The sequence below is a fragment of the Desertihabitans brevis genome (assembly GCF_003327535.1).
Taxonomy (GTDB): domain Bacteria; phylum Actinomycetota; class Actinomycetes; order Propionibacteriales; family Propionibacteriaceae; genus Desertihabitans; species Desertihabitans brevis.
In genome coordinates this window covers 153,635-176,003 of record NZ_QOUI01000009.1, presented here as the reverse complement: position 1 = coordinate 176,003, position 22,369 = coordinate 153,635, and the positions used below count along the sequence as shown (strand labels likewise).

Sequence of the window (22,369 nt, the reverse complement as noted above, 5' to 3'; positions counted from 1 at the left end):
GCCTGCGCCTTCACCCCAGCAGCAACAACCACAACAGCCTCCACCGATCGGGTGTTGCGCTGGCTCCTGAACCTGCCAGTGCGCGTTCACCTCGAACCGGGCGGGACCGGGGCGGGCGCCGTGCGGCGGGCGTGAGGCGGCTCAGCGCTGGGAGACGGGGGAGATGACCAGCTCGTCGATCCGGACGTGGGGCGGCGCGTCGAGCACGAAGCCGACGGCGCGGCCGACGTCGTCGGCGGTCAGCATCTCCGCCTGCGCGGCCGCGTCGGGGACGTCGGCGCGCAGCTTCATGAAGTCGGTGGCGACGTAGCCCGGGCACAGGTGGCAGGCCCGCACGCCGTGCTCCGCCTCCTCGAAGTTGAGGCTGGCGACCAGTGGCGCGAGGGCGGCCTTGCTGGCGCTGTAGGCCACCCCGGCCTGCGGGTTGGTCCGCCAGGCGGCGATGGAGGAGATCACCACCACCACGCCGGCGGTGCGGCGCAGCTGCGGCAGCGCCACGTCGAGCACCCGGGCGACCGCGGTCAGGTTGACGTCCACGACCCGGGCGAACTCCTCCATCGACTGGTCGGCCCAGTCGCGCCGCGGGGTGTTGAGCCCGGCGGACAGCACGAGGCCATCGAGACGTCCGAAGCGCTCGACCACCGCGTCGTGCCCGGCCCGGACCTGCTCGGGGTCGGTGACGTCGAGGGGGAGCGTCAGCACCTCGCCACCGTCGGCGCTGATGCGCTCGGCGACCTCGTCCAGGGCATCCGCCCGCCGTCCGCTCAACGCGACCCGCCAGCCTGACGCCGCCGCGTACCGGGCCGCCGCGGCGCCCATCCCGCTGCCGCCGCCGGTGACCCACAGCACCTTCTCCACGACGATCCTTCCCTCGTCGGTTCCCCGCCGTAGTCTCCACCGGCCTACGACGCCGGCGCTCCTTCGCCCGGCTCCTCGGACGGCACCGGTTCCAGCACCAGCAGCGGGATCTCCCGCTGGGTGCGTCGCTGGTAGCCGGCGTAGTTGCGGTAGCGGCGGGTGATCTGCGGCCAGAGGACGGCCCGCTCCTCGGCGTCGACGACGCGGGACCGCATCGGCTGCCGTGGTCCGCCGGCCAGCGACACCTGGACGTCCGGGTGCTCGCGCGCGTTGAGGAACCAGGCCGGGTGCCGGTCGTCGCCGCCGCGGGAGGCCACCACGACCAGCGCCTCACCGAGCTGCAGCGGGGAGGTGAGCATCACCGACCGCGGCTCGCCGGAGCGGCGTCCGACCGTCGTCAGCTCCAGCGACGGCATGCCGATCAGCCGGTGACCGAGCCGTCCGCCGCTGAGCTCGATGAGGGCACGGTGCACGACGTTCGCGGCTCGGAGGACGACATCGCTGGGCACCCTCCGACCCTAGGCGACGACCCGCCGGCGCGGTCCGGCGCTAGGCCACCAGCGCGACCGCGATGGCGATCGGCAGCGACACCACCGCGGAGATGCTCGTCACCAGCGTCAGCGAGCGCAGCGTCCCCTGGGTGGTCAGCCCGAGCAGCGACTTGAACATCCAGAAGAAGTTGCTGTTGACGTGCAGGGCGAACATCGCGCCCGACGCGATCGCCAGACCGATGGCGATCGGAGCCACCTCGAGCTGGCCCAGCACCGGGCCGATGATCCCGGCGGCGGCGATCGCGGCCACCGACACCGAGCCGATCGCCAGGTGCAGCAGCGCGGCCACGACCCAGGCCAGCAGCACCGCCACCACCACCGGCAGCCCGGCCTCGGCGGTGAAGAGCCCGGCCAGGACGTCGCCCAGCCCGGTCGCCTCGATCACCGCACCGAGCGAGCCGCCGACGCCGGTGATGAGCAGGATCTCGCCGGTGGTGCGGAACCCGCTGGTCAGCGCCTGGGAGGTGCGGTGCTCCCGCAGCACCCGGCGGGCCATCAGGAACGCCCCCAGCAGCCCGAGGAACAGGGCCATGTTCGGGTCGCCGAGGAAGGTCAGCGTCGAGACCGCCGACTGGGCGGCCGGCCCCGCCGCCTCGGCGCGGGCGACGAGGTCGAACGGCTCGACGAAGGCGCCGGCGGCGATGAGCACCAACGGCACCAGGATCGGCAGCAGCCGCACCCCGAGCGGCGGGAGCCGTCGCTCCCGGGCGTCCTCGGGCGTCCGTGCCGGCTCGGCGGCGGCGTCCTCGTCCTCCTCCTCGAGCTCGGGTGCGGTGGCGGCGTCCTCGGGCTGCACCTCGTCCCGCTCGGGGCGCCAGAAGCCGGCCCGCACGAGCAGCGAGAACAGCAGCGTGGTGACGAGTGCGGTCACCGGTCCGATGATGATGCCCAACAGCAGCCAGGTGCCCAGGGGCAGCCCGATCAGGCTGGCGATCGAGACCGCGGCCAGTCCGGGCACCACGAAGACGTAGCCGGAGAAGATGCCGGTGCCGATCGCCCCGGCCAGGTTGCCCAGCCCGCGCGGACCGATCCGCGGCGCCGCCGAGCGGGCCAGCGGCGAGGCGAGCACCACCTGCACGTCGACGTAGATGGCCGGGAAGATCGTCGACAGCGCCGCCGTCATCGCGTACGGCAGCCGGCGGGCCCCGACCACCCGCACCAGCGCGTTGACCAACGTGCTGAACGCACCCATCGCGTGCAGCAGCGACCCGAGCAGGACGCCGAAGCCGATCAGCAGCCCGACGTCGACCATGATCTCGCCGAACCCCTCGGTGACCGCGGTGATCGTCCCCTCGACGCCCACGCCGGCGGCCAGGCCGAGGTAGAGGCAGGCCAGCACCAGGGCGATCACGGGGTCGACCTTGAACCGGATGATCAGGACGACGGCGGCCACGATCGCGATCGCGGTGTGCAGGGCGGCCACGGGCACTCCTCTCCTCGGTGAGCACGACGAACCTAGCCGCGCCCCTACCCGGTCGCGAACCGCCGTCCCGCCGCCCGCCTCGGACGCCCGCCACACACCTTCGTGCCCCGGCACACCCGCTGCAGCGTGTGTGCCGTGCGGCGAACCGGTGTGGGGGCGGCACCAGGGGCCGTGCGGGCGGCGGTGAGTGAGGGGTTGACACGTGTTAGGCGTGCCGGGCACTGTTCTGCCTGACACGTGTCAGCCTGCGCGTGCGCCTCCGACCGACGACGTTCGAGGAGATCCATCCATGCCAGACCTCAGCCGCCGGGCCGCGCTCGCGGTCGCCGGCGCCGGGCTGCTCGGGACCGTGGTCTCGTGGCCCCGCCTCACCGGGCGCGACATCCCCGGCCGGGGCACCGACGCCCTCACCATCGCGATCCTCGGCACCGCCCAGGACGCCGAGTCCCGCTCCGAGCTCGTCCGCGCCTTCCAGGCCGAGCACCCCGACATCCAGGTACGCATCCAGGCCATCCAGGGCCAGGACTGGCGCGACTTCTTCGCCAAGATCCTCACCCTGGTCGCCGCCGGCAGCCCACCCGACCTGGTGGTCGTCGCCACCGAGGGCGCCCAGCTGTTCGCCGACCGGCTCGCCCACCCGCTGGACGAGTACGTCCGCCGCGACGCCGCGGAGATGGCCGACTTCTTCAGCGACGTCCACCCCGCGCTGGTCGAGGCGTTCATGTACGAGGGGAGCCTCTACCAGCTGCCCATCGACTTCAACGCCGCCAACATCTTCTACAACCGGCGGCTGTTCGACCGGGTCGGCATCGGACGTCCGGCTGATGACTGGACCAAGGACGACTTCCTCGACGTCTCCCGCGAGCTGGCCGGCGGCGTCGAGGGCACCTTCCTCTCCTACTTCTGGACCAACCGCCTCTTCGGCGGGGTGGTGCCGTGGCTGTACAACAACGACACCTCCTTCCTCACCGAGTCCAAGGCGCCGGGCGGGGACTGGTTGTGGTCGCAGTTCTACGCCGGCGACCCCACCGCGGCCGGGCGCGGCGGCGGGTTCCGCTGGCTCGAGCCCAACGCCGACGACCCGCGGGTGGCCGAGTCCTTCGACCTGCTCGCCGGGCTGGTCCGCGAGGGCCTGGCCTCCAGCCCGGCCCAGGGCGGCGGGAACGAGCTGATCGCCCGCTTCGCCGACGGGCTGATCGGGATGACCCCGGCCGGCACCTACTGGGTCACCGGCCTGGCCGAGGGCGGGATGGCGAACGAGGACTACGACGTCGCCTTCTTCCCGCGCTGGCGCTCCCAGCGCCACCAGTTCGGGGCCGCCGGCTACGCGATGATGGCCACCTCCCAGCGCAAGGACGAGGCCTGGGAGTGGATGAAGTTCTGCGTCAGCCGTCCCGGCATGGAGATCCAGTTCGCCGAGCCGACCACCACCCCGACGCGGCGCTCGATGGTGGACGCGAGCTTCTTCGCCACCAACGGGCCCGAGCACTGGCAGGTCTTCTACGACACCCTCGACCTGTTCTCCGACACCGCCCCGATCCCGGCGCCGCCGCAGCAGGCCGCGGTCGAGACCGCCCTGATCAAGAACGTGGCCAACGCCGTCACCGGCAACACCGGTGCCGCGCTCGCCACCCTCCAACGCGACCTGGAGCTCGCCCTGAGGAGGACGACGTGACCCTGCCCGCCACCGCCGCCGCGCCCGCCGTTCCCGCCGACGCCCGCCCGGCTCCCGCTCCCGCCGCACAGGGACGTCGGGGCCGCCGCACCATCGCCGCGGTGTTCCTCGCCCCCACCGTGATCGGGCTCGGGGTCTTCCTGCTGGCCCCGATCCTCGCCTCGATCGCGCTGTCGTTCCTCCGCTGGGACGTCCTCACCGCCCCGCAGTTCGTCGGGCTGGCCAACTTCGCCGACATCGTGGCCGACCCCACCGTGGGCCGGGCCTTCCTCAACACGATCGTCTTCGTCGCGGTGGCCGTGGTGCTGCAGCTGGCGATCGCGCTCGGGCTCGCGCTGCTGGTGCAGACACGGATGCCGGGCTGGCTGCGCACCGTGTTCCGCTCGGTCTTCTTCTTCCCGCTGATCCTGTCCGCGGCCTCGATCTCGCTCGTCATGTCCTACCTGTTCAACGAGGAGTTCGGCACCGTCAACGCCGTCCTCGGCGCGGTCGGGCTGCCGGACGTGCCCTGGCTGACGTCCGGGCCGGGTGCGGCGGTCGTCGTCCTGCTGGTCTACCTGTGGCAGAACTTCGGCTTCTCGTTCCTGCTCTTCCTCGGCGGGCTGGCCGGCATCCCCAAGGAGGTCACCGAGGCCACCTCGATCGACGGCGCCAGCGCCTGGAACCGCTTCCGGCTGGTCACCCTGCCGCTGCTCTCGCCCACGATGCTGGTCGCCTCGGTGATGGCCATGATCGCCGCGCTGCAGATCTTCGACCAGCCCTACGTGCTGACCCGGGGCGGCCCGGGCGACAGCACCCGCACCGCGGTGATGGTCATCTACGAGTCGGCCTTCCAGCAGCTGCAGTTCGGGCGGGCCTCGGCCATCGGCATCGTGCTGACGCTGCTCATCGTCGCCGTCACCGCCGTGCAGTTCCGCCTCAGCCGTCGCTACGTGCACTACCAGTGAGGACGCCATGACCACCCGTGCCGCACTCCCGCCCGCCACCCTGCAGACGCACCGGCGTCCGTCCCGCTCACCCTCGCCGCGCCGGGTCGCCACCCCCGCCGGCGTCGCCCGCTACGTCGTCCTCGTCGCCTGCGGGGTGCTCGTGCTCAGCCCCGTCGTCTGGACGCTGTGGACCGCGCTCACCCCGCTCGAGGCCGGCACCGACGTCGTCCGTCCCGGCTTCTCCGCCTTCGTCGACGTCTTCGCCCAGGTCGACTACGCCCTGCTGTTCCTCAACAGCGTGCTCGTCACCGGGCTGGTGGTGGCGGGGCAGATGATCGTCTCCGCGATGGCCGGCTACGTGCTCGCCACGGTCGACTTCCGCGGCCGGCAGCTGCTGTTCGGAGCGATCCTCGCCACGATGATGGTGCCGCTGCAGGTGACGATCGTGCCGGTGTTCATGCTCATCCGCGGGATGGGGCTGTCGGACACCCTGCTCGCGCTGATCATCCCGGCGATCCCCACCGCCTTCGGCACCTTCCTGATGCGGCAGTACTTCCTGACCCTGCCCGCCGAGCTGGGGGAGGCCGCCGCGATCGACGGGGCCGGGCACTTCCGCACCTTCTTCTCCGTCTACGCCCCGCTGGCCCTGCCCGGCATGGCGATCGTCGGCATCCTCGCGTTCAACACGCACTGGAACGAGTTCTTCCGGCCGTTGATCCTCACGCTCTCGGAGCAGAACTTCACCCTCCCGCTCGGTCTGGTCAGCCTCCAGGGCAACCTCGGCTCGGGCAGCACCTCCACCATCCTCGCCGGGGTGGTCCTCTCGATGATCCCGGCACTGATCGTCTTCGTCCTCGGGCAGCGCCCGCTGCGCGAGGGCCTGACCGCAGGAGTGAGCAAGTGACCGCTTCCCCCACCACCACCGACGTCCCGGCCGGCACCGCCCGGCTCCGACCGGCCTGGCACGTCCGACCCGAGCGGGGGTGGCTCAACGACCCCAACGGGCTGGCCCGCGTGGACGGGCGCTACCACGTCTTCTTCCAGCACCACCCGACGTCGACCTCGCACGGCGACATCCACTGGGGCCACGCCTCCTCGCCCGACCTGATCACCTGGACCGACGAGCCGATCGCGCTCACCCCGCGTCCCGGGGGCATCGACGCCATCGGCTGCTGGACCGGCTGCCTGGTCGTCGACGACGGCGTCCCGACGCTGGTCTACAGCGCGGTCTCGGTCGGCGACGGCAGCGCGGACGTGGTGCTGGCCCGCGGTGACGCCGAGCTGCGCCACTTCGTCGCCGACGAGCACGCCACCGCCCCGATGCCGCGGCTCGAGGGCGTCACCGACGTCCGCGACCCCTTCGTCTTCACCGCGGACGGCCGGCGCTGGGGCGTGCAGGGGGCCGGCTCGCCCGGCGGACGTCCCCAGCTGCTGCTGTGGCAGTGCGACGACCTCACCGCGTGGCAGCCGCGCGGGGTGCTCGTCGACGACACCGACCCGGTGCTCGGCGACGTCGCCGCGGCCAACATCTGGGAGTGCCCCAACCTCGTCCCGGTCGGTGACCGCTGGCTGCTGGTGCTCTCGCTGTGGCGTCGCTCCGAGGGTGGGCACGACCTCAACGGGGTGCGCTGGGCGGTCGGCGACCTGCGGCCCGACGGAGACGGGCTCCGCTTCGTCGCCGAGCGCGGTGGGGTGGTCGACGACGGGCCCACCTTCTACGCCCCCCAGCTGCTGCTCGACCGCGACGCCGACCGGGTGCTGATGTGGGGCTGGGCGTGGGAGCGCGGCCGCACCGCCGAGCAGGTGGCCGAGCAGGGCTGGCAGGGGGTGCTCACCTCCCCACGCGAGCTGACCGTCGAGGACGGCGTCCTGGTGCAGCGTCCCGCCGTCGAGCTGGAGCGGCTGCGGGACGGGACGCTGGAGCCCGCCGAGGTCGCCGGTGCGCACACCTTCGCGGTGGAGGCCGACGGGCCCGGTGCGCTGCGGCTCGGCGGGGAGGAGCTCGTGACCTGGGACGCCGGCGCCCGGGTGCTGGTCGACGGGTCGCTGGTCGAGGTGTTCTCCGCCGACGGCTCGACCACCACCACCCGCGGCTACCCGACCGACGAGGAAGGCTGGGAGGTCGTCGGCGACGGCGTGCTGCACCGGCTGCGACCGCCGACCGCGGAGGCCTCCCCTCCGCACGGTTCGAGGTGAAAGGACGCTCCCCGGCGCCCGCTGTCACCTCGAACCGGCGATGAGGGCGAGGCGGGGGCGGGTCCGGTCGGGGCACTACGATCGCCCGGTGCGCAAGGTGACCTCGGCCGACGTCGCCCGACGGGCCGGGGTCTCGCGGGCGGCGGTGTCGATGGTGCTCAACGGACGCGCCGCCGGCAACGTCTCGGCCGACCGGCAGGAGGCCATCCGGGCCGCGGCCCGTGAGCTCGGCTACGTGCCCGACGCCGCCGCGGTGGCGATGCGCACCCAGCGCACCCGCACCCTCGGCGTGGTCACCGACGCCATCGTCACCACCGCCTACGGCGGGGACGTGCTGGCCGGGGCGATGGACGCCGCGGCCCGGTCCGGCTACGTGACGATGGTGGTCGAGACCGAGGACGACCCCGAGCTGGAGCAGCGGGCCTTCGAGGCGCTGCGCCGCCGCCAGGTGGACGGCTACGTCTTCGCGGCCGCGTCGATGCGCACCTACTCGGTGGCCGAGGAGGTCGGCAGCACCCCCGCCGTCCTGGCCAACTGCATCGACCCCGACCGCAGCCACGCCGCCTGGTACCCCGACGACGTCGGCGGCGGACGGCTGGCCACCGAGGCGCTGCTGGTCAACGGCCACACCGAGCTGGTCTGCCTGGCCGGTGCGGAGGAGACGATGGCGACCGGGTTGCGGGTGCAGGGCTACCAGGAGGCGCTGGCCCGCGCCGGTCGGCGTCCTGGACCGGTGCACCCGACCGGGTGGGAGATCGCCGACGGCCACCGGGCCGCGATGGCGCTGCTGACCGGTCCGGACCGTCCCACCGGGATCGTCTGCGCCAACGACCGGGTCGCGGTCGGCGTCCTGCTGGCCGCCACCGCGCTGGGTCTGCGGGTGCCCGACGACCTCTCGCTGGTCGGCTACGACGACGACGTCAACGTTGCGCCCACGCTGGTCCCGGGGCTGACGACGATCGGGCTGCCGCACCGCGAGATGGGCCAGCGCGCCACCGACGCCCTGCTCGAGCGGCTCGCCGGCGGGCCGCTGGAGCCGGCGCAGGTGGCGGTCGAGGCGACGCTGGTGCAGCGGGCATCGGTGGCGGCGCCGCCGTTCTGACGAGGCCGTGACCGATATCGACGGTCGGCCGCCGCGCCGGCGGGTGCGGAGGCCGTGGTGGCGCGGAGTCGCTGGCCGGGTCGGGACGACTGACCGGCGGAATCAGTCCCCGGGGATGACCGGTCGGCGTCACCGGACGCTCATCGGGTGGTCACGTGGCGGCCAGCGACCGTGACTAGCGTCGGCGGCGTCCCTGACCACCCCAGGAAGGAATCCCATGTCCCGCCGTCCTCGCACGCCCCACCGCCGGTCCCGCCTCGGCGCCGTCGCCGCCACCCTGCTCGCCGCGCTGCTGGCGACCTCCTCGCTCGCCACGGCCCCGGCCTCGGCCGCCGTGGAGGAGGAGCTGGAGGTGATGTCGTTCAACCTGCGCTACGCCTCCGACACGCCGCCGAACTCCTGGCAGGAGCGCCGCCCGGTCACCCGGCAGCTGCTGCAGCGGGAGCGTCCGCACCTCATCGGCACCCAGGAGGGGCTGTACGAGCAGCTCCGCGACATCGAGGACGACCTGCGCTCGCGCTACGACTCGATCGGGCTCGGCCGCGAGGGCGGCAGCCGTGGCGAGTTCATGATGATCTTCTTCGACCAGACCCGGCTCGACCCGCTGGAGTACGACCACTTCTGGCTCTCCGACACCCCCGACGTGGTCGGCTCGCAGACCTGGGGCGGCTGCTGCCCGCGGATGGTCACCTGGGTCCGCTTCCTCGACCGGGTCACCGGCCAGGAGTTCTACGCGGTCAACACCCACCTCGAGGCCTTCGACGCCACCGCCCGCGCCAAGTCCGCCGATCTCATCCTGGAGCGGATGGCCGCGTTCGACCCCGAGCTGCCGGTGGTCATGACCGGTGACTTCAACGAGCCGGCCGGGGCCGGCGGCCGCGTCTACGACACCCTGGTCACCGACGGGCCGCTGGTCGACACCTGGGAGGCCGCCGAGGAGCGGGGCGAGCTGGTCGGGACGTTCCCCAACTACCAGACGCCGGTGCCGGGCGGTCCGCGGATCGACTGGATCCTCACCAGCCCCGAGGTGGACGTCCGCCGGGCCGAGATCAACACGTTCCGCCGCGCCGGGCAGTTCCCGAGCGACCACCTGCCGGTGCAGGCCTCGCTGGTGCTGCCCACCAGCTGAACCACGGAGGGCGCGGACCCGTCGACGGGTCCGCGCCCTGACTCCTGCTCTGGTGGGCGCGGCGGTGGCTGGGTAGGAAGCACCCGATCGGGCAGGGCGCCCGGTCGGAGCGAGCCGGAGGAGCGACCATGAGCACACCGACGGGTCGACGACTGCTGACGCCCAAGGCGGTGCTGGTCCGGGGTGTCGTGGCCGCGGTGCTGGCGACGGTGCTCAACATGCTGCTGTTCGTCACCGTCCGCGGCCAGGGTGCGTCCATGGAGGTCGCCCCCTTCGGCGGCCCGGCGATGGCGGTCGTGGTCTCGGCGGTCGCGGTCGTCACCGCGGTGGTGGTACTCGTCGGGGCCGGCATCGCAGCGCTGCTGGCTCGCTGGTCCTCCCGCTGGGTGATGCTGTGGGCGTGGGCGGCCGTCGTCATCGGCATCGCCACTGCTTTGGTGCCGCTGTCGGCCACCGACGAGTTCGGCACCGCGGTCGGCCTCGCCGTCCTGCACATCGTCCCCGGGGCGGTGCTGGCGGTCGCGCTGCTGCGGCGGACGATCCTGCCGCGGCGCGACAGCGGGCTGGACGCCGAGCGGCCGGGCACCGGCGCCTGAGGCCGGCCGGGAATACCCCCGTGTCCACCGGGGCTGTCCAGACCATGACCTCGACGACTCTGGACGCCCGCGCCTCCGGCACCTACGACATCTTGGACCTCGGCACCGTGCACCGCCTCGGCTTCGGGGCGATGCGGATCACCGGCGACGGCATCTGGGGTGAACCCGCTGACGCCGACGTGGCCCGCTCGGTGCTGCGCCGCGCCGTCGAGCTGGGGGTGGACTTCATCGACACCGCCGACGCCTACGGCCCCGACGTCAGCGAGCGGCTGATCGCCGAGGCGCTGCACCCCTACGGCGACGTCAAGATCGCCACCAAGGTCGGCAACACCCGCACCGGTCCGAACCAGTGGGTGCCGGTCGGCGTCCCGGCCTACCTGCGCCAGCAGACCGAGCTGAGCCTGCGCAAGCTCAAGGTCGAGACCATCGACCTGCTGCAGCTGCACCGGATCGACCCGAACACCCCGCGCGACGACCAGTTCGCCGAGCTCGCCGCCCTGCAGAAGGAGGGCAAGGTCCGCGCGCTCGGGCTGTCGGAGGTGACGGTCGAGGAGATCGAGGCCGCCAGCCAGCACTTCACCGTCGCCACGGTGCAGAACCGCTACAACCTCACCTACACCGACGCCCAGGACGTGGTCGACTACTGCGAGGCCAACGGCATCGGCTTCATCCCGTGGGCTCCGATCGCCAGCGGTGAGCTGGGCAAGCCCGGCGGCATCGTGGCCGAGATCGCCGACCGGCTGGGCGCCACCTCCTCCCAGGTCGCGCTGGCCTGGCTGCTGCGCAAGTCGCCGGCCATCCTGCCGATCCCTGGCACCGGCTCGATCGAGCACCTGGAGGAGAACATCGCCGCCGCCTCCCTCGAGCTCGACGACAACACCTTCGCCGCGATCGCCGAGGCCGCCCAGGCCTGAGTCGTCGCCGCACCAGCCTCGACGCCCGTCGTCCACCTCGGACGGCGGGCGTCGTCGCGTCCGGTGGGGGATCGCCCCGTTCGACATGCTCAGGACGACGCCTCGACAGGCTCAGGGCGCTGGGCGCCGGTCAGGCGTGGTCGTCGCGCGGGTGAGGGCGGCGGTGGCGGTCGAGACGGCGATGTCGAAGGCGTTGATGGTGGAGGTGGGGTCGGCGACGCCGCGGCCGACGATGTCGAAGGCCGTCCCGTGGGCCGGGGTGGCGATCGGGACGGGCAGGCCGCCCTGGACGGTGACGCCGCCGGAGAAGCCGATCAGTTTCATCGCGATCTGGCCCTGGTCGTGGAACATCGTGACGATCCCGTTGAAGTCGCCGCGGCGGGCGGCCAGGAAGATCGTGTCGGAGGGGAACGGTCCCGAGACGTCGATGCCGCGGGCGCGGGCGCGCTCGACCCCGGGCCGGATCTGGTCGATCTCCTCCCGCCCGAAGGCGCCGTTCTCGCCGTTGTGCGGGTTGAGCGCGCACACGCCGAGCCGGGGCTCGTGCCCGGCGTCGCGGAGCGCCTCGTGCAGCAGGGTGGTGATCGCCTCGACCCGTTCGGCGGTGACCTTCCCCGCCACCGCCGACAGCGGGATGTGGGAGGTCACCCGGGCCGTCCACAACCCGTCCAGCACGTTGAGCTCGCTGGTCGGTCCGCTGTGGCCGAGCCGGCTGGCGAACCAGCGCAGCTCGTCCTCCTCGACCATCCCGGCCAGGTGCAGCGAGGTCTTGTTGAGCGGGGCGAAGACGATCGCGTCGGCCCGTCCCTCGCGGACCAGCCCGACGGCGCGGTCGAGCTGGTGCAGCGCCCGCGCGCCGGCCTCGGCGCTGGTCCGGCCGGGTGCGACCTGCGCCGGGGGAGTGCCGTCGTCGAGCAGCACCACGGTGCCCGGCGCGCCGTCCGCCCCCACCGGCAGCGGCGGGACGCCAGCGGCGCGGTAGGCCGCCTCCAGCTCGGCCCGGGCGGCCAGCACCAGCACCCGCGCCCGCTCGGTGGTGCGGGGACGGTGCAGCAGCCGGGCGACGAGCTCGGGTCCGATACCGGCGGGGTCGCCCAGCGTCAGGGCGACGGTCGGCCGGTGGTGGGCGTCGACGGGCGTGTCGGTCGTGCTCACAGGTACTCCCTCGTCCGGTGGCGGTGCGCCCAGCCAACCACCTCCCGGCAGAGCACTCCGCGGAGGGTGATGCTTCCGCGCCACGACAGCGTTACAACGTTGGCAGAAGGGGTTCCGCCGGACCCGTCGGCAGCGTTACGGTGGCCGGACCACCCCCTGGAGACGACGAGGTCCCCGCCCATGCTGCGCACCGTCCTGCTGATGCTCACCGCCGCCCTGACGATCCTCGCCGCCGCGCCGTCCACCCCGGCCGACCGGTCGGCCGAGGACGAGCCGCGAGCGGTCTTCCGCGCCCCGCTCGACCCGGGCGCCGACCCGTTCATGGTCACCGCCGACGGTCGCTACCACCTGATGACCACCAAGGGGAACCGGCTGGCGATCAAGACCGCCGACACCATCGCCGACCTGCCGCGGGCGCGGGAGAGGACGATCTGGCGCGGCGCCGACGACGACCCCTCCCGCAGCACCCAGATCTGGGCGCCCGCGCTGTACCGCTCCACCTCGCCCGCGGACGGCCAGGCGCACTGGTACGTCTACTACACCGCCAGCGACGGCGTGGACGCCAACCACCGGATGTACGTGCTGGAGTCCGAGGGCGACGACCCGCTCGGCCCGTACACGTTCAAGGCCAAGATCGCCGACTACGGCGGCTACATGATCGACGGCGAGCCGATCACCGTCGGCGGACAGCAGTACTTCACCTGGAGCGCGCCCGGGCGCGGCTTCGAGGGCGGCCCGCAGCAGATCTACCTGCAGCCGATGGACACCCCGTGGTCGACCACCGGCGAGACCGTCGCCCTGCCGGTCGACATCGGCACCTGCCCCGAGGTGCGCGAGGGGCCGACCTCGATCGTCCACGACGGCCGGCTCGTCCTCACCTACTCCAGCTGTGACACCGGCAAACCCGACTACTCCCTCTACGCCATCTCCATCGACGTTGACGGCGACCCCACCGACCTCACCCAGTGGCAGCCCCACGAGCGTCCGCTGCTGCAGCGCAACGACGCCGAGGGAGTCTACGGCCCCGGACACCACTCCTTCTTCACCAGCCCCGACGGCACCGAGGACTGGATCGCCTACCACGCCAAGAACACCCCCGACTACACCTACGACCACCGCACCACCCGGGCCGCGCCGGTGCGCTGGGCCGAGGACGGGCTGCCGCTGATCGACCCGCCGGTGGCCCTCGGCACCGACGTGCCGCTGCCGTCGGGCGACCCCGGCCCGGGTCCGCGGGCGATCAACGACACCGACGAGGGCACCGGCGACTTCACGGTCGGCTACGCCGGTGACTGGCGCTCCGGGGACGCCTGCGGCCCCACCTGCTACCGCGGCGACGACCACTGGAGCTGGACGCCCGGCAGCACCGCCACCTTCCGCTTCACCGGCACCCAGATCGCCCTGTTCAGCGTCCGCGACACCGGCAACGGCATCGCCGCCATCTCGGTCGACGGCCGCAACGAGGAGCTGGTCGACCTCTACGCCAGCCCGCGCACCGGCCAGGTGCAGCAGTGGACCAGCCGACGGCTGCCGCCCGGGGAGCACACGGTCACGGTCCGCGTCACCGGCGAGCGGAACCCCCGCTCCTCCGGCGCGGTGGTGAGCATCGACCGCGCCGAGGTCTGGGATGACCGTCCCGGCCGGTCCGGCTGACCGCCGGCGCGGCGCACCGGTCTCAGCGCTGCTCGCCCAGGTGGGCCACCACGCTGATCTCGACGTTCATCTCGGCCAGCCCGAGGGCGGTGACGCCGACCTGGGTCCAGATCGGTGCCCGCTCGCCCATCCGGGCACGGAGCTGCTCGACCATGACCCGGTTGTGGTCGTCGCCGATCGCGCCGGCGGCGACGCGGTGGTAGGAGGTCACCGAGACCACGTCGGACCAGCTCGCACCGGCCGTGGCCAGCGTCCGTGCGACGTTCTCGAAGGCCTGCACGATCTCCTCCTCGAGGGTGCCGGTAACCCGCGACTCGTCGTCCCAGCCGCCCTGACCCGAGATCTCGACGCGGTCGCCGATGCGCACGGCCTGGCTGTAGTGCAGCAGGTCGCGGTGCCGCTGGCCGTAGCCCGGCGTGAGGGTGAACTGCGGCTCGGTCATGGGATACTCCTCGAAGGTTGACTTCAAGCGTGAACTGACAACGCGAGCATAGTCACTTCACGAATGAAGTCAATTGCCCCGGCTAGAGTGCACGGGTGGCGAGCGAGACGGAGCGCTCCGGCGACGGCGACCCGGTGCCGTGGCTGGACGCGGAGGAGAAGGAGGCCTGGACGGGCCTCATCTCGCTGGTGCTGCTGCTGCCGGGGCGGCTCGAGGCGCCGCTGCGCGCGACCTCCGGGCTCACCCTCTTCGAGTACATGGTGCTCAGCCAGGTCTCCGAGGCGCCCGACCGTCGGCTGCGGATGAGCGAGCTGGCGTTCCTGGCCAGCGGCTCGCTGTCGCGGCTGTCCAACGTCGTCACCCGGCTCGAGCGGCGCGGCTGGGTGCGCCGCGAGCCCGACCCCGACGACGGCCGCTACACCCTCGCCGTGCTCACCGACGAGGGCTACGACCTCGTCGTCGCCGCCGCCCCTGACCACGTCCGCACCGTGCGCCGGCTGGTGCTCGACCCGCTCACCGCGACCGAGCGCCGGACGCTGGCCCGGATCGCCGCGAAGCTCCGCGTCCGGCCCGCCGACCTCGCCTGACCGCCACCGCCACCTCCCGCAACCGGCTCCGCTGATCGTGGCGAGACGGGTTGCACGTCGGTTCAACACGTGTAAACTCCGGCGCAGTCAACCCGTGTTGAGGAGCGTTCACTGTGGAACGAATGATGTTGGACGTGGATCTGGCGATGGGTGCTCCCGGGAGCGACATCGACGACGGATTCGCCCTCGCCCTGGCCCTCGCGGACCCGGGCATCTCGCTCGAGCTCGTCACGACGGTCAACGGCAACACCGACGTGGCCACCGCGACCACGCTCACGCTGGAGCTGCTGCACCGCCTCGGCCATCCCGACGTCCCCGTGCACCGCGGCGCCCGGGACCCGCTGCTGCGGCCGCGGGTTCGTCAGGGTGAGGTGCCCGCGGGTGTCGAGCGCCGTGAGCCCCGCCCGGGTCCGGCGGCCATGGCCATGGTCGACCTCGTCCGTGCCAACCCCGGCGAGATCACCCTGGTCGCCGTCGGCCCGCTGACCAACGTGGCGCTGGCGATGCGGCTGGACCCGACCTTCGCCGCCAACCTCAAGAGCCTCGTCATCATGGGCGGGGTCTTCAACCAGCACACCCACGCCCTGGGGATGCCGGGTGAGTACAACGTGTGGTGCGACCCGGAGGCCGCCGCGGTCGTCCTGGGTTCTGGCGTCGTGGCGCGGTGGGTCGGCCTCGACGTCACCCTGAAGGTGCGGGTCACCAAGGAGCAGGCCGCGCAGATGGAGGCCAGTGGCCGTGCCTTCGCCTCCTTCGCCGGCCGCTACACCTCCGCCTGGATCGACCACATCGTGCAGCGCCACCCCGAGGAGGGGGAGTCCTGCGCCATGCACGACCCGCTCGCCGTCGCCGCGGTGACCCACCCCGACCTGCTGACCTGGCGGGAGGCGCACGTGGTGGTCGAGACCGGTGACCGGCTGCGCGGCGCGATGGTCACCGACTACCTCGGCAGCGACTGGCTGCCCGACGGGACCACGGCCCGTCCGACGGCGAACGCGCTGGTCGCCCAGACGGTGCGCGCCGACCAGTTCAACCAGCTGTTCCTCGACTCGATGATGGAGATGTGAGATGAAGCGATCGACGACGATCGGTGTGGGGCTCGTCCTCGGGGCGGTGCTGACGACCAGCGCGTGCGGCGGCGGCGCCGACAGCGCTGCCGGCGGCGGGGACGGCGACTGGGTGATCCCGTCGACCGATCCCACCGCGACCATCGACGTGGTCGGCATCGTCGACCCGGTGTCGGAGGGGATGGACGAGGTGGTGGCCGCCTTCGAGGCCGACCACCCCACCATCGACGTCAACTACCAGTACGTGCCCTTCGACGACCTCAACAGCGTCCTGGACTCCCGGATCACGAGCAAGACCGGTGACCCCGACCTCTTCTGGGTCGACCAGCCCCGGGTGCCCGCCCTCGCGGCGCGCGGCTACCTGGAGGACCTGACGGCCCAGTTCTCCCCGCACACCGGTGCCCTGCAGGAGGCCACGGTGGCCGCCAGCACCTACCAGGACAAGCTGTGGTCGCTGCCCATCTCCAACTCCACCCAGCTGCTCTACTACAACCTCGACCTGCTCGAGGCCGCCGGGGTCGAGCCGCCCTCCACCGATCCCGCCGAGCGGATCACCTGGCAGCAGCTCAAGGAGGACGCCGCCACGGTGCAGGCCGAGGGTGGCGCCGCCAACGGGCTCCTGCTCGGTCAGCCGAACCGCTACTACCAGCTCGAGCCCCTGCCGGTCTCGGCCGGCGGCGGGGTCGGCGCCACCGGGGAGGACAACCTGACCCCGGCGGTGGACAACGAGGGCTGGGTCGAGTCGATGACCTACTACGGCTCGCTCTTCGAGGACGGCGTGCACCCGCGCGGGATCCCGGCGGAGCAGACGAACGCCACCTTCCTCGCCGGTGACACCGCCTACATGGTCGAGGGCAACTGGATGGTCGGGAAGCTCGCCGACAGCGACCTCAACTGGGGTGCGGCGCTCAACCCGGTGTGGGAGGGCGGCGAGCCCGCCACGCCCAACGGCTCCTGGTCGGTCGGCATCAACCCCTTCTCCCAGGACAAGGAGGCCGCGGCGGTCTTCCTCAAGTGGCTGGCGCTCGACGGCGAGAGCGGGTACGCCGAGCACCGTCCGTACGCCGAGCTGCCCGCCAACCTCGCGGGGCTGGAGGCCTACCTCGCCGGCCCGGCGTTCACCGGCTCCGAGGCCGGCCAGCAGGCTGCCGAGGTGATCGCCCACGAGACTGCCAACACGTCGGTGCCGCGGGTGTCGACGGTGGGCTACATCGAGTTCGAGGAGATCCTCGGACGGGCCTTCTCCGACATCGCGAACGGTTCGGACCCGCAGGGAGCGCTCCAGGGTGCCCAGCAGGAGCTGGTGAACGCCTGGCAGCAGTACCAGTGAGCCCGTCGGCCGACCACCGAGGAGAGGTCCGATCGTGACCACCGTGACAGCACCGGACGCGTCGACGGCCCGCCCCGGCCGCCGGCGCGCCCGGGGGCTGGGGACCATCCTGGTGTTCCTGGCCCCGGCCGTGCTCGCCATCCTGCTGCTGCGGATCGTGCCCTTCGTCGGGGCCGTCCGGTCCACCCTGTTCACCCGCGAGGGTGTGGGTCTGCTGGCCGAGGAGCGGTTCTCGGGCCTGGCCAACTACGTCACGCTGTTCTCCGACGAGCTGTTCCGCGAGACGCTGGTGCGCACGCTGGTGTTCAACCTCGTGCTCAACCCGCTGCAGATCGCGCTGGCGATGCTGGTGGCGCTGCTGCTCACGCAGCGGCTGCCGGCGCGGGGCCTGTGGCGCACGGCGGTGTTCATCCCGTGCACCATCCCGCTGGTGGGCTCCTCCATCGCCTGGGGTGTCGCGCTGCGTCCCGACGGCCCGGCCAACGGCATCCTCTCGGCGCTCGGCATCGGTCCGCAGCCCTTCTTCACCTCGCCGTCGCAGGCGCTGGTGAGCATCATGGTGGTCGCCTCGTGGGTCGGCATCGGCTACTGGATGCTCTTCCTCATCGCCGGGCTGAACGACATCGGCGAGGAGTTCTACGAGGCGGCGGCGCTGGACGGCGCCGGCCGGTGGCGCACCTTCTGGTCGATCACGCTGCCGATGATGCGCCGGCCCCTGCTCTTCGTGCTGGTGGCCGACACGGTGGCCAACTTCGTGCTCTTCGTCCCCGTCCAGCTGCTCACCAACGGCGGGCCGGAGAACTCGACCACCCTGCTCATGTTCGACGCCTACCGGCGCACCTACACCTACTCCACGCCCAACCTCGGGGCGACGTCCACGGTCGTGCTGACCCTCATCATGCTGCTGATCGTGGCCGTCCAGTTCCGTCTGCTCAGGGATCGCGACTGATGTCAACGACCACCTCCCCGCCCGTGCCGGGCGCCCGGGCCGTCCCTGGTCCCGGCGCCGCCGCCCGCCGCCGACCGTCCTTCAGCGGCCCCCGCCTGCAGCGCGTCCTGCTGCTGGTCCTGCTGACCACCGCAGCCGCCCTGGTGGCGCTGGCGTTCATGCTGCCGACCGTGTGGATGCTGCTCGGCTCGCTGCGTCCCGGCTCGCAGGTCATCTCCAGCGTCAGCCCGCTGGGCTGGCACACCCTGGTGCCGGAGACCTGGACGCTGGAGAACTACGCCGCCCTGTTCGGCCAGCTCGGGTTCGGACGCAGCATGGCCAACTCGCTGTGGGTGGCGCTGTGGTCGGTGGTGATCGGCCTGGCGCTGTCGATCCCGGCCGCCTACGTGCTCAGCGTGCTGCGCTTCCGGGGCCGGGAGGCGGTGTTCGCGGTGCTCGTGGTCGGGTTCATGATCCCGTTCGAGGCCATCGCCATCCCGCTCGCGCAGGTGTTCACCGAGTGGAACCTCAACAACACCTACCTCGGGCTGATCCTGCCCGGCATCGGCAACGGCCTGGCGATCTTCAACATGCGTCAGTTCTTCCTCGGTGTCCCGATCTCCCTCCGCGAGGCGGCGCTGATCGACGGCGCCTCGGAGCTGCGGATCATGACCCGGCTCTACGTCCCGCTCAGCGTCACCACGATCATCAACTCCGCCCTGCTGATCTTCCTGGCGCAGTGGTCCTCCTACCTCTGGCCGCTCCTGGTCATCAGCGACCAGGCCAAGCAGGTCGCGCCGATCGCGATCGCCCGCACCTTCACCGACACCGAGTTCAACTTCGGCCAGATGTTCGGAGGGGCGCTGCTCATCTCGGTGGTGCCGGCCGTGCTGCTGCTCCTGCTGCAGCGCTACTTCGCCCAGTCCGTGGCCCGGAGCGGGGAGAAGTGAGCGGGCCGGTCGTCGTCGTCGGCTCCCTCAACGCGGACCTCCAGCTCGCCGTCGACGCCCTGCCCGCGCCGGGTGAGACGGCGCTGGCGACCCGGGTCGAGAGCCGGCCCGGAGGCAAGGGCGCCAACCAGGCCAGTGCCGTCGCGCTCTGCGGCGGTGAGTGCTGGATGGTCGGGGCGGTGGGTGACGACGAGGACGGACGGTCGCTGACCACCGCGCTGCACGAGGCCGGTGTGCGGACCGACGCGGTGGCGGTGCTCCCCGGCGTCCGCTCCGGGCGGGCGGTCGTCATGGTGGCCCCCAGCGGGGAGAACGCCATCGTGGTGCTGCCGGGTGCCAACTCCGAGCTCACCGCCTCCGACGTGCACCGGCTGGTGGCCGGACTGCCCCCGGCCGAGGTGCTGCTGGCCCAGGGCGAGCTGCCGGTCCCGTGCATCGTCGCGGCGGCCGAGGTCGCCGCGGCCACCGGGGCGCGGTTCGTCCTCAACCTCGCCCCCTACGTGGAGCTGCCGGTCGAGGTGCTGGCCGCCTGCGACCCGCTGGTGGTCAACGAGCACGAGGCCGCGGCCCTGGGCGTCCAGCTCGCCGGACAGCCGCTGGAGGACGAGCCGTTGCTCGACGTCCTGGTGCAGCACACCCGCTCGGTGGTCATCACCCTCGGGGGCGCCGGAGCGGCCTACGCCTCGACGACCGAGCGCGGCTCGGTGCCCGCGCCGCGGGTCCCGGTGGTCGACACCAGCGGGGCCGGGGACGCCTTCGTCGGCGCCGCCGCGGTCGAGCTCGGCCGGTCGGGCGGTCTGGCCGCCGCCTGCCGCGCCGGGGTGGCGGCCGGTTCCTTGGCGGTGCAGCACCGAGGGGCCAGAATGCCTCGTGTGGACGACAGCGTGCGGACGGCCTGACCGGTGGCCGTCACCAGGGCCGAGGTGGCCCGGGCCGCGGGGGTGTCGCCCGCGCTGGTGAGCTACGTGCTCAACGACGGCCCCCGGCCGGTCTCGGCCGACGCGCGGGCGCGGGTGCTGCGGGCCATCGAGACGCTCGGGTACCGCCCCAACCGCGTGGCCCGGGCGCTGCGTCAGAGCCGCACGAACTCCATCGCGATGCTGATGCCGGACCACCAGAACCCGCACTTCGCCGAGCTGGCGCAGGCCGTGGAGGACGAGGCCTTCGCCGCCGACTACGTGCTGATGATCGGCACCACCGCCAACGACCCCGAGCGCGAACGCAGCTACCTGCGCTCCTTCCTCGACCGGCAGGTGGACGGGCTGCTGCTCATCTCGGTCGGCGGGCGCCCGGACCTGGACCTGATCACCGGTGCCTCGATCCCGGTGGTCCTGCTCGACCGTGCCCCTGCCGGCTCCGACGGCTTCTCCACGGTGGTCATCGACAACGCCCGCGCGGCCGAGCTCGCCGTCCAGCACCTGCTGGGGCACGGGCGACGGTCCCTGGTCTGCCTGTCGGGGCCTCCGCACATCGAGGCGGTCCGGCAGCGTGAGCAGGGCTGGCGGCGGGCGCTGTCCGCGGCCGGCTGCGCGGCGTCCCCGCCCCGCAACGTGACGTTCTCCCGCGACGGGGGCTACCGGGCGGTGCAGGAGCTGCTGGCCGAGGGGGTGCCGGTCGACGGCATCTTCACCACCAGCGACGCCCAGGGGATCGGTGCGCTGCGGGCGCTGGCCGAGGCGGGTCGCCGGGTCCCCGAGGACGTCGCCGTGGTCTCCTTCGACGGCACCGAGGCCGGCCGCTACGCCCAGCCGGTGCTGACGTCGGTGGCCCAGGACGTGGGCACGCTGGCGCGGACCGCCATCGCGACCCTGCGGGCGCAGATCGAGGCGGGCCAGACCGCACCGGTGCACGAGGTGCTGGTGCCCGCGTTGCGGATCGGGGCCTCCTGCGGCTGCCACGCCGGCAGCTGACCGCCGGCCTCACCGGACGGCGGGAGGTCCCGGTGCGAACCCGGGAGCCGGCTGGCGCTGCGCGATCGCGAGCAGCAGCCGGGCCTCCTCACCGGGCCGTCCCCGCCACACCGCGGTGAGCGGGCGCCGCAGCGGCAGCCGGCAGGGCACCAGCACCAGGCGGGACGCCTGCAGGTCGACCGCCACCGACGTCCGGCTGATCACCGCCGGCGCCAGCCCGGAGGCGACCGCGGCGCGGATGCCGGTGCTCGAGGTGAGCTCGGCCGCCGGCGGCACCGGCTGCAGCGGCGGGTCGAGCGAGGCCAGCGCGCGCTCGAGCGTCCGGCGGGTGCCCGACCCGCTCTCCCGGCTGACCAGCGGGGTCCGGGCCAGCAGCGCCGCGGTGACCGGACGTCCGCGGGAGGCCCAGGGGTGCGTCGGCGCCACCACCAGCACCAGGTCGTCGTGGCCGACGGTGGCCGTGCTGAGGTCGTCCGGGACGTCGGGGGTCTCGACGAAGCCGAGGCTGCCGGGGTGGTGGCGCACGTGGTCGAGGACGAAGCTGCTGTTGCCCGAGAGCAGCCGGACGCCGGCACCTGCACCGACCGGGGTGGTGCGGAGGGTGGTCAGCCACTGCGGCAGCAGCTCCTCCGAGATGGTCTGGCTGGCGGCCACCTCCACCACCGGCTCGCCGCTGTGGTCCAGGGCGGCCATCGCCACCGCGAACCGGTCAGCCGCCTCCAGCAGCGGCCGGGCCCACTCCAGCACCAGCACACCGTCCTCGGTCAGCCGCGATCCGGTCCGGGTGCGGGTGGCGAGCACCCGTCCCAGCCGGCGCTCCTGACGGCGCAGCCGGGCCGAGGCCGCCTGCTGGCTCATCCCCAGCGCGGCGGCCGCGGTGCCCAGGCTCTCGTGGTCGGCGAGCAGCCGCAGCAGCCGCAACGTCACCAGGTCCGGCTCGTCGGCCAGCACGGCACTCCTCTCCCCACAACCGC

General features: G+C 72.8%; 22 protein-coding genes. 16 read left to right on the top strand and 6 right to left on the bottom strand.

Annotated features, from left to right (window positions below):
- Window positions 1-141: 141 nt before the first annotated feature.
- Genes DT076_RS14805 through DT076_RS14795 form a run of 3 tightly spaced genes read right to left on the bottom strand, consistent with a single transcriptional unit; the run spans window position 142 to window position 2,832 of the window.
- Window positions 142-858: an SDR family oxidoreductase gene (locus tag DT076_RS14805; protein ID WP_199539207.1), complete on the bottom strand. Its 717-nt coding sequence runs from the start codon at window positions 856-858 to the stop codon at window positions 142-144.
- A gap of 44 nt (window positions 859-902) precedes the next feature.
- Complete coding sequence (locus DT076_RS14800) at window positions 903-1,367, bottom strand: nitroreductase/quinone reductase family protein (protein WP_114127458.1); 465 nt, start codon at window positions 1,365-1,367, stop codon at window positions 903-905.
- A gap of 40 nt (window positions 1,368-1,407) precedes the next feature.
- Window positions 1,408-2,832 carry a GntP family permease gene (locus DT076_RS14795; protein WP_114127457.1) on the bottom strand — a complete coding sequence of 475 codons (1,425 nt, stop codon included), beginning with the start codon at window positions 2,830-2,832 and terminating at the stop codon, window positions 1,408-1,410.
- Window positions 2,833-3,121: 289 nt separating this feature from the next.
- Between DT076_RS14795 and DT076_RS14790 the strand changes: the two genes are divergently transcribed.
- The 8 genes from DT076_RS14790 to DT076_RS14755 all read left to right on the top strand — a co-directional run bounded on the left by DT076_RS14790 (window position 3,122) and on the right by DT076_RS14755 (window position 11,373).
- The gene (locus DT076_RS14790; protein WP_114127456.1) at window positions 3,122-4,507 is read left to right on the top strand and encodes an ABC transporter substrate-binding protein; all 1,386 of its coding nucleotides are present in this window, start codon (window positions 3,122-3,124) and stop codon (window positions 4,505-4,507) included.
- Window positions 4,504-5,454 carry a carbohydrate ABC transporter permease gene (locus DT076_RS14785; RefSeq protein ID WP_233493978.1) on the top strand — a complete coding sequence of 317 codons (951 nt, stop codon included), beginning with the start codon at window positions 4,504-4,506 and terminating at the stop codon, window positions 5,452-5,454. Before DT076_RS14790 ends, DT076_RS14785 begins: the two co-directional genes overlap by 4 nt.
- A 7-nt stretch (window positions 5,455-5,461) precedes the next feature.
- A complete protein-coding gene (locus tag DT076_RS14780) occupies window positions 5,462-6,340 on the top strand; it encodes a carbohydrate ABC transporter permease (protein WP_114127455.1) in 879 nt (292 codons plus the stop codon).
- Window positions 6,337-7,632: a glycoside hydrolase family 32 protein gene (locus tag DT076_RS14775; RefSeq protein ID WP_114127454.1), complete on the top strand. Its 1,296-nt coding sequence runs from the start codon at window positions 6,337-6,339 to the stop codon at window positions 7,630-7,632. Before DT076_RS14780 ends, DT076_RS14775 begins: the two co-directional genes overlap by 4 nt.
- Window positions 7,633-7,720: 88 nt before the next feature.
- Entirely contained in the window at window positions 7,721-8,734 is a 1,014-nt protein-coding gene (locus DT076_RS14770) for a LacI family DNA-binding transcriptional regulator (protein WP_199539206.1), read from the top strand.
- A gap of 217 nt (window positions 8,735-8,951) precedes the next feature.
- On the top strand, window positions 8,952-9,863 hold the full coding sequence (locus DT076_RS14765) for an endonuclease/exonuclease/phosphatase family protein (RefSeq protein WP_114127452.1): 912 nt from the start codon (window positions 8,952-8,954) through the stop codon (window positions 9,861-9,863).
- Between the two features lie 128 nt (window positions 9,864-9,991).
- On the top strand, window positions 9,992-10,459 hold the full coding sequence (locus DT076_RS14760) for a DUF6069 family protein (protein WP_114127451.1): 468 nt from the start codon (window positions 9,992-9,994) through the stop codon (window positions 10,457-10,459).
- Between the two features lie 44 nt (window positions 10,460-10,503).
- Window positions 10,504-11,373 (top strand): aldo/keto reductase, encoded by an 870-nt coding sequence (locus DT076_RS14755; protein WP_114127450.1) that lies wholly within the window; start codon window positions 10,504-10,506, stop codon window positions 11,371-11,373.
- Window positions 11,374-11,484: 111 nt separating this feature from the next.
- Here DT076_RS14755 and DT076_RS14750 read toward each other — a convergent pair whose 3' ends face one another.
- Window positions 11,485-12,528, bottom strand: coding sequence for a 4-hydroxythreonine-4-phosphate dehydrogenase PdxA (locus DT076_RS14750; protein ID WP_114127449.1), 1,044 nt, complete (start codon window positions 12,526-12,528; stop codon window positions 11,485-11,487).
- Between the two features lie 180 nt (window positions 12,529-12,708).
- Here DT076_RS14750 and DT076_RS14745 point away from each other — a divergent pair, with 180 nt between their 5' ends.
- Entirely contained in the window at window positions 12,709-14,181 is a 1,473-nt protein-coding gene (locus tag DT076_RS14745; protein ID WP_114127448.1) for a family 43 glycosylhydrolase, read from the top strand.
- 22 nt (window positions 14,182-14,203) lie between these two features.
- Here the strand turns inward: DT076_RS14745 and DT076_RS14740 are convergent, their stop codons facing one another.
- A complete protein-coding gene (locus DT076_RS14740) occupies window positions 14,204-14,623 on the bottom strand; it encodes a Rid family hydrolase (RefSeq protein ID WP_114127447.1) in 420 nt (139 codons plus the stop codon).
- A 95-nt stretch (window positions 14,624-14,718) separates the two neighbouring features.
- On the opposite strand from DT076_RS14740, the gene DT076_RS14735 reads away from it, so the two are divergent.
- From DT076_RS14735 to DT076_RS14705, 7 genes are all read left to right on the top strand, one after another.
- Complete coding sequence (locus tag DT076_RS14735; protein WP_199539205.1) at window positions 14,719-15,210, top strand: MarR family winged helix-turn-helix transcriptional regulator; 492 nt, start codon at window positions 14,719-14,721, stop codon at window positions 15,208-15,210.
- A gap of 122 nt (window positions 15,211-15,332) precedes the next feature.
- On the top strand, window positions 15,333-16,277 hold the full coding sequence (locus DT076_RS14730) for a nucleoside hydrolase (RefSeq protein WP_114127446.1): 945 nt from the start codon (window positions 15,333-15,335) through the stop codon (window positions 16,275-16,277).
- Window position 16,278: 1 nt separating this feature from the next.
- Window positions 16,279-17,607: an ABC transporter substrate-binding protein gene (locus DT076_RS14725; protein ID WP_114127445.1), complete on the top strand. Its 1,329-nt coding sequence runs from the start codon at window positions 16,279-16,281 to the stop codon at window positions 17,605-17,607.
- Between the two features lie 34 nt (window positions 17,608-17,641).
- A complete protein-coding gene (locus DT076_RS14720; RefSeq protein ID WP_233493977.1) occupies window positions 17,642-18,556 on the top strand; it encodes a carbohydrate ABC transporter permease in 915 nt (304 codons plus the stop codon).
- Window positions 18,556-19,485 carry a carbohydrate ABC transporter permease gene (locus DT076_RS14715; protein ID WP_114127444.1) on the top strand — a complete coding sequence of 310 codons (930 nt, stop codon included), beginning with the start codon at window positions 18,556-18,558 and terminating at the stop codon, window positions 19,483-19,485. Before DT076_RS14720 ends, DT076_RS14715 begins: the two co-directional genes overlap by 1 nt.
- Window positions 19,482-20,384, top strand: coding sequence for a ribokinase (locus DT076_RS14710; RefSeq protein ID WP_114127443.1), 903 nt, complete (start codon window positions 19,482-19,484; stop codon window positions 20,382-20,384). The genes DT076_RS14715 and DT076_RS14710 overlap by 4 nt, the downstream gene beginning before the upstream one ends.
- A gap of 3 nt (window positions 20,385-20,387) precedes the next feature.
- Window positions 20,388-21,395 (top strand): LacI family DNA-binding transcriptional regulator, encoded by a 1,008-nt coding sequence (locus DT076_RS14705; protein ID WP_114127442.1) that lies wholly within the window; start codon window positions 20,388-20,390, stop codon window positions 21,393-21,395.
- A gap of 9 nt (window positions 21,396-21,404) precedes the next feature.
- Here DT076_RS14705 and DT076_RS14700 read toward each other — a convergent pair whose 3' ends face one another.
- Window positions 21,405-22,346: a LysR family transcriptional regulator gene (locus DT076_RS14700; protein WP_114127441.1), complete on the bottom strand. Its 942-nt coding sequence runs from the start codon at window positions 22,344-22,346 to the stop codon at window positions 21,405-21,407.
- Window positions 22,347-22,369 lie beyond the last annotated feature (23 nt).

Bases quoted from the DNA above. Each gene is read 5' to 3' on its own strand.
- DT076_RS14730 (WP_114127446.1), top strand. From the start codon at position 15,333: ATGATGTTGGACGTGGATCTGGCGATGGGTGCTCCCGGGAGCGACATC.
- DT076_RS14765 (WP_114127452.1), top strand. From the start codon at position 8,952: ATGTCCCGCCGTCCTCGCACGCCCCACCGCCGGTCCCGCCTCGGCGCC.
- DT076_RS14760 (WP_114127451.1), top strand. From the start codon at position 9,992: ATGAGCACACCGACGGGTCGACGACTGCTGACGCCCAAGGCGGTGCTG.
- DT076_RS14745 (WP_114127448.1), top strand. From the start codon at position 12,709: ATGCTGCGCACCGTCCTGCTGATGCTCACCGCCGCCCTGACGATCCTC.
- DT076_RS14790 (WP_114127456.1), top strand. From the start codon at position 3,122: ATGCCAGACCTCAGCCGCCGGGCCGCGCTCGCGGTCGCCGGCGCCGGG.
- DT076_RS14755 (WP_114127450.1), top strand. From the start codon at position 10,504: ATGACCTCGACGACTCTGGACGCCCGCGCCTCCGGCACCTACGACATC.
- DT076_RS14725 (WP_114127445.1), top strand. From the start codon at position 16,279: ATGAAGCGATCGACGACGATCGGTGTGGGGCTCGTCCTCGGGGCGGTG.
- DT076_RS14780 (WP_114127455.1), top strand. From the start codon at position 5,462: ATGACCACCCGTGCCGCACTCCCGCCCGCCACCCTGCAGACGCACCGG.
- DT076_RS14740 (WP_114127447.1), bottom strand. From the start codon at position 14,623: ATGACCGAGCCGCAGTTCACCCTCACGCCGGGCTACGGCCAGCGGCAC.
- DT076_RS14715 (WP_114127444.1), top strand. From the start codon at position 18,556: ATGTCAACGACCACCTCCCCGCCCGTGCCGGGCGCCCGGGCCGTCCCT.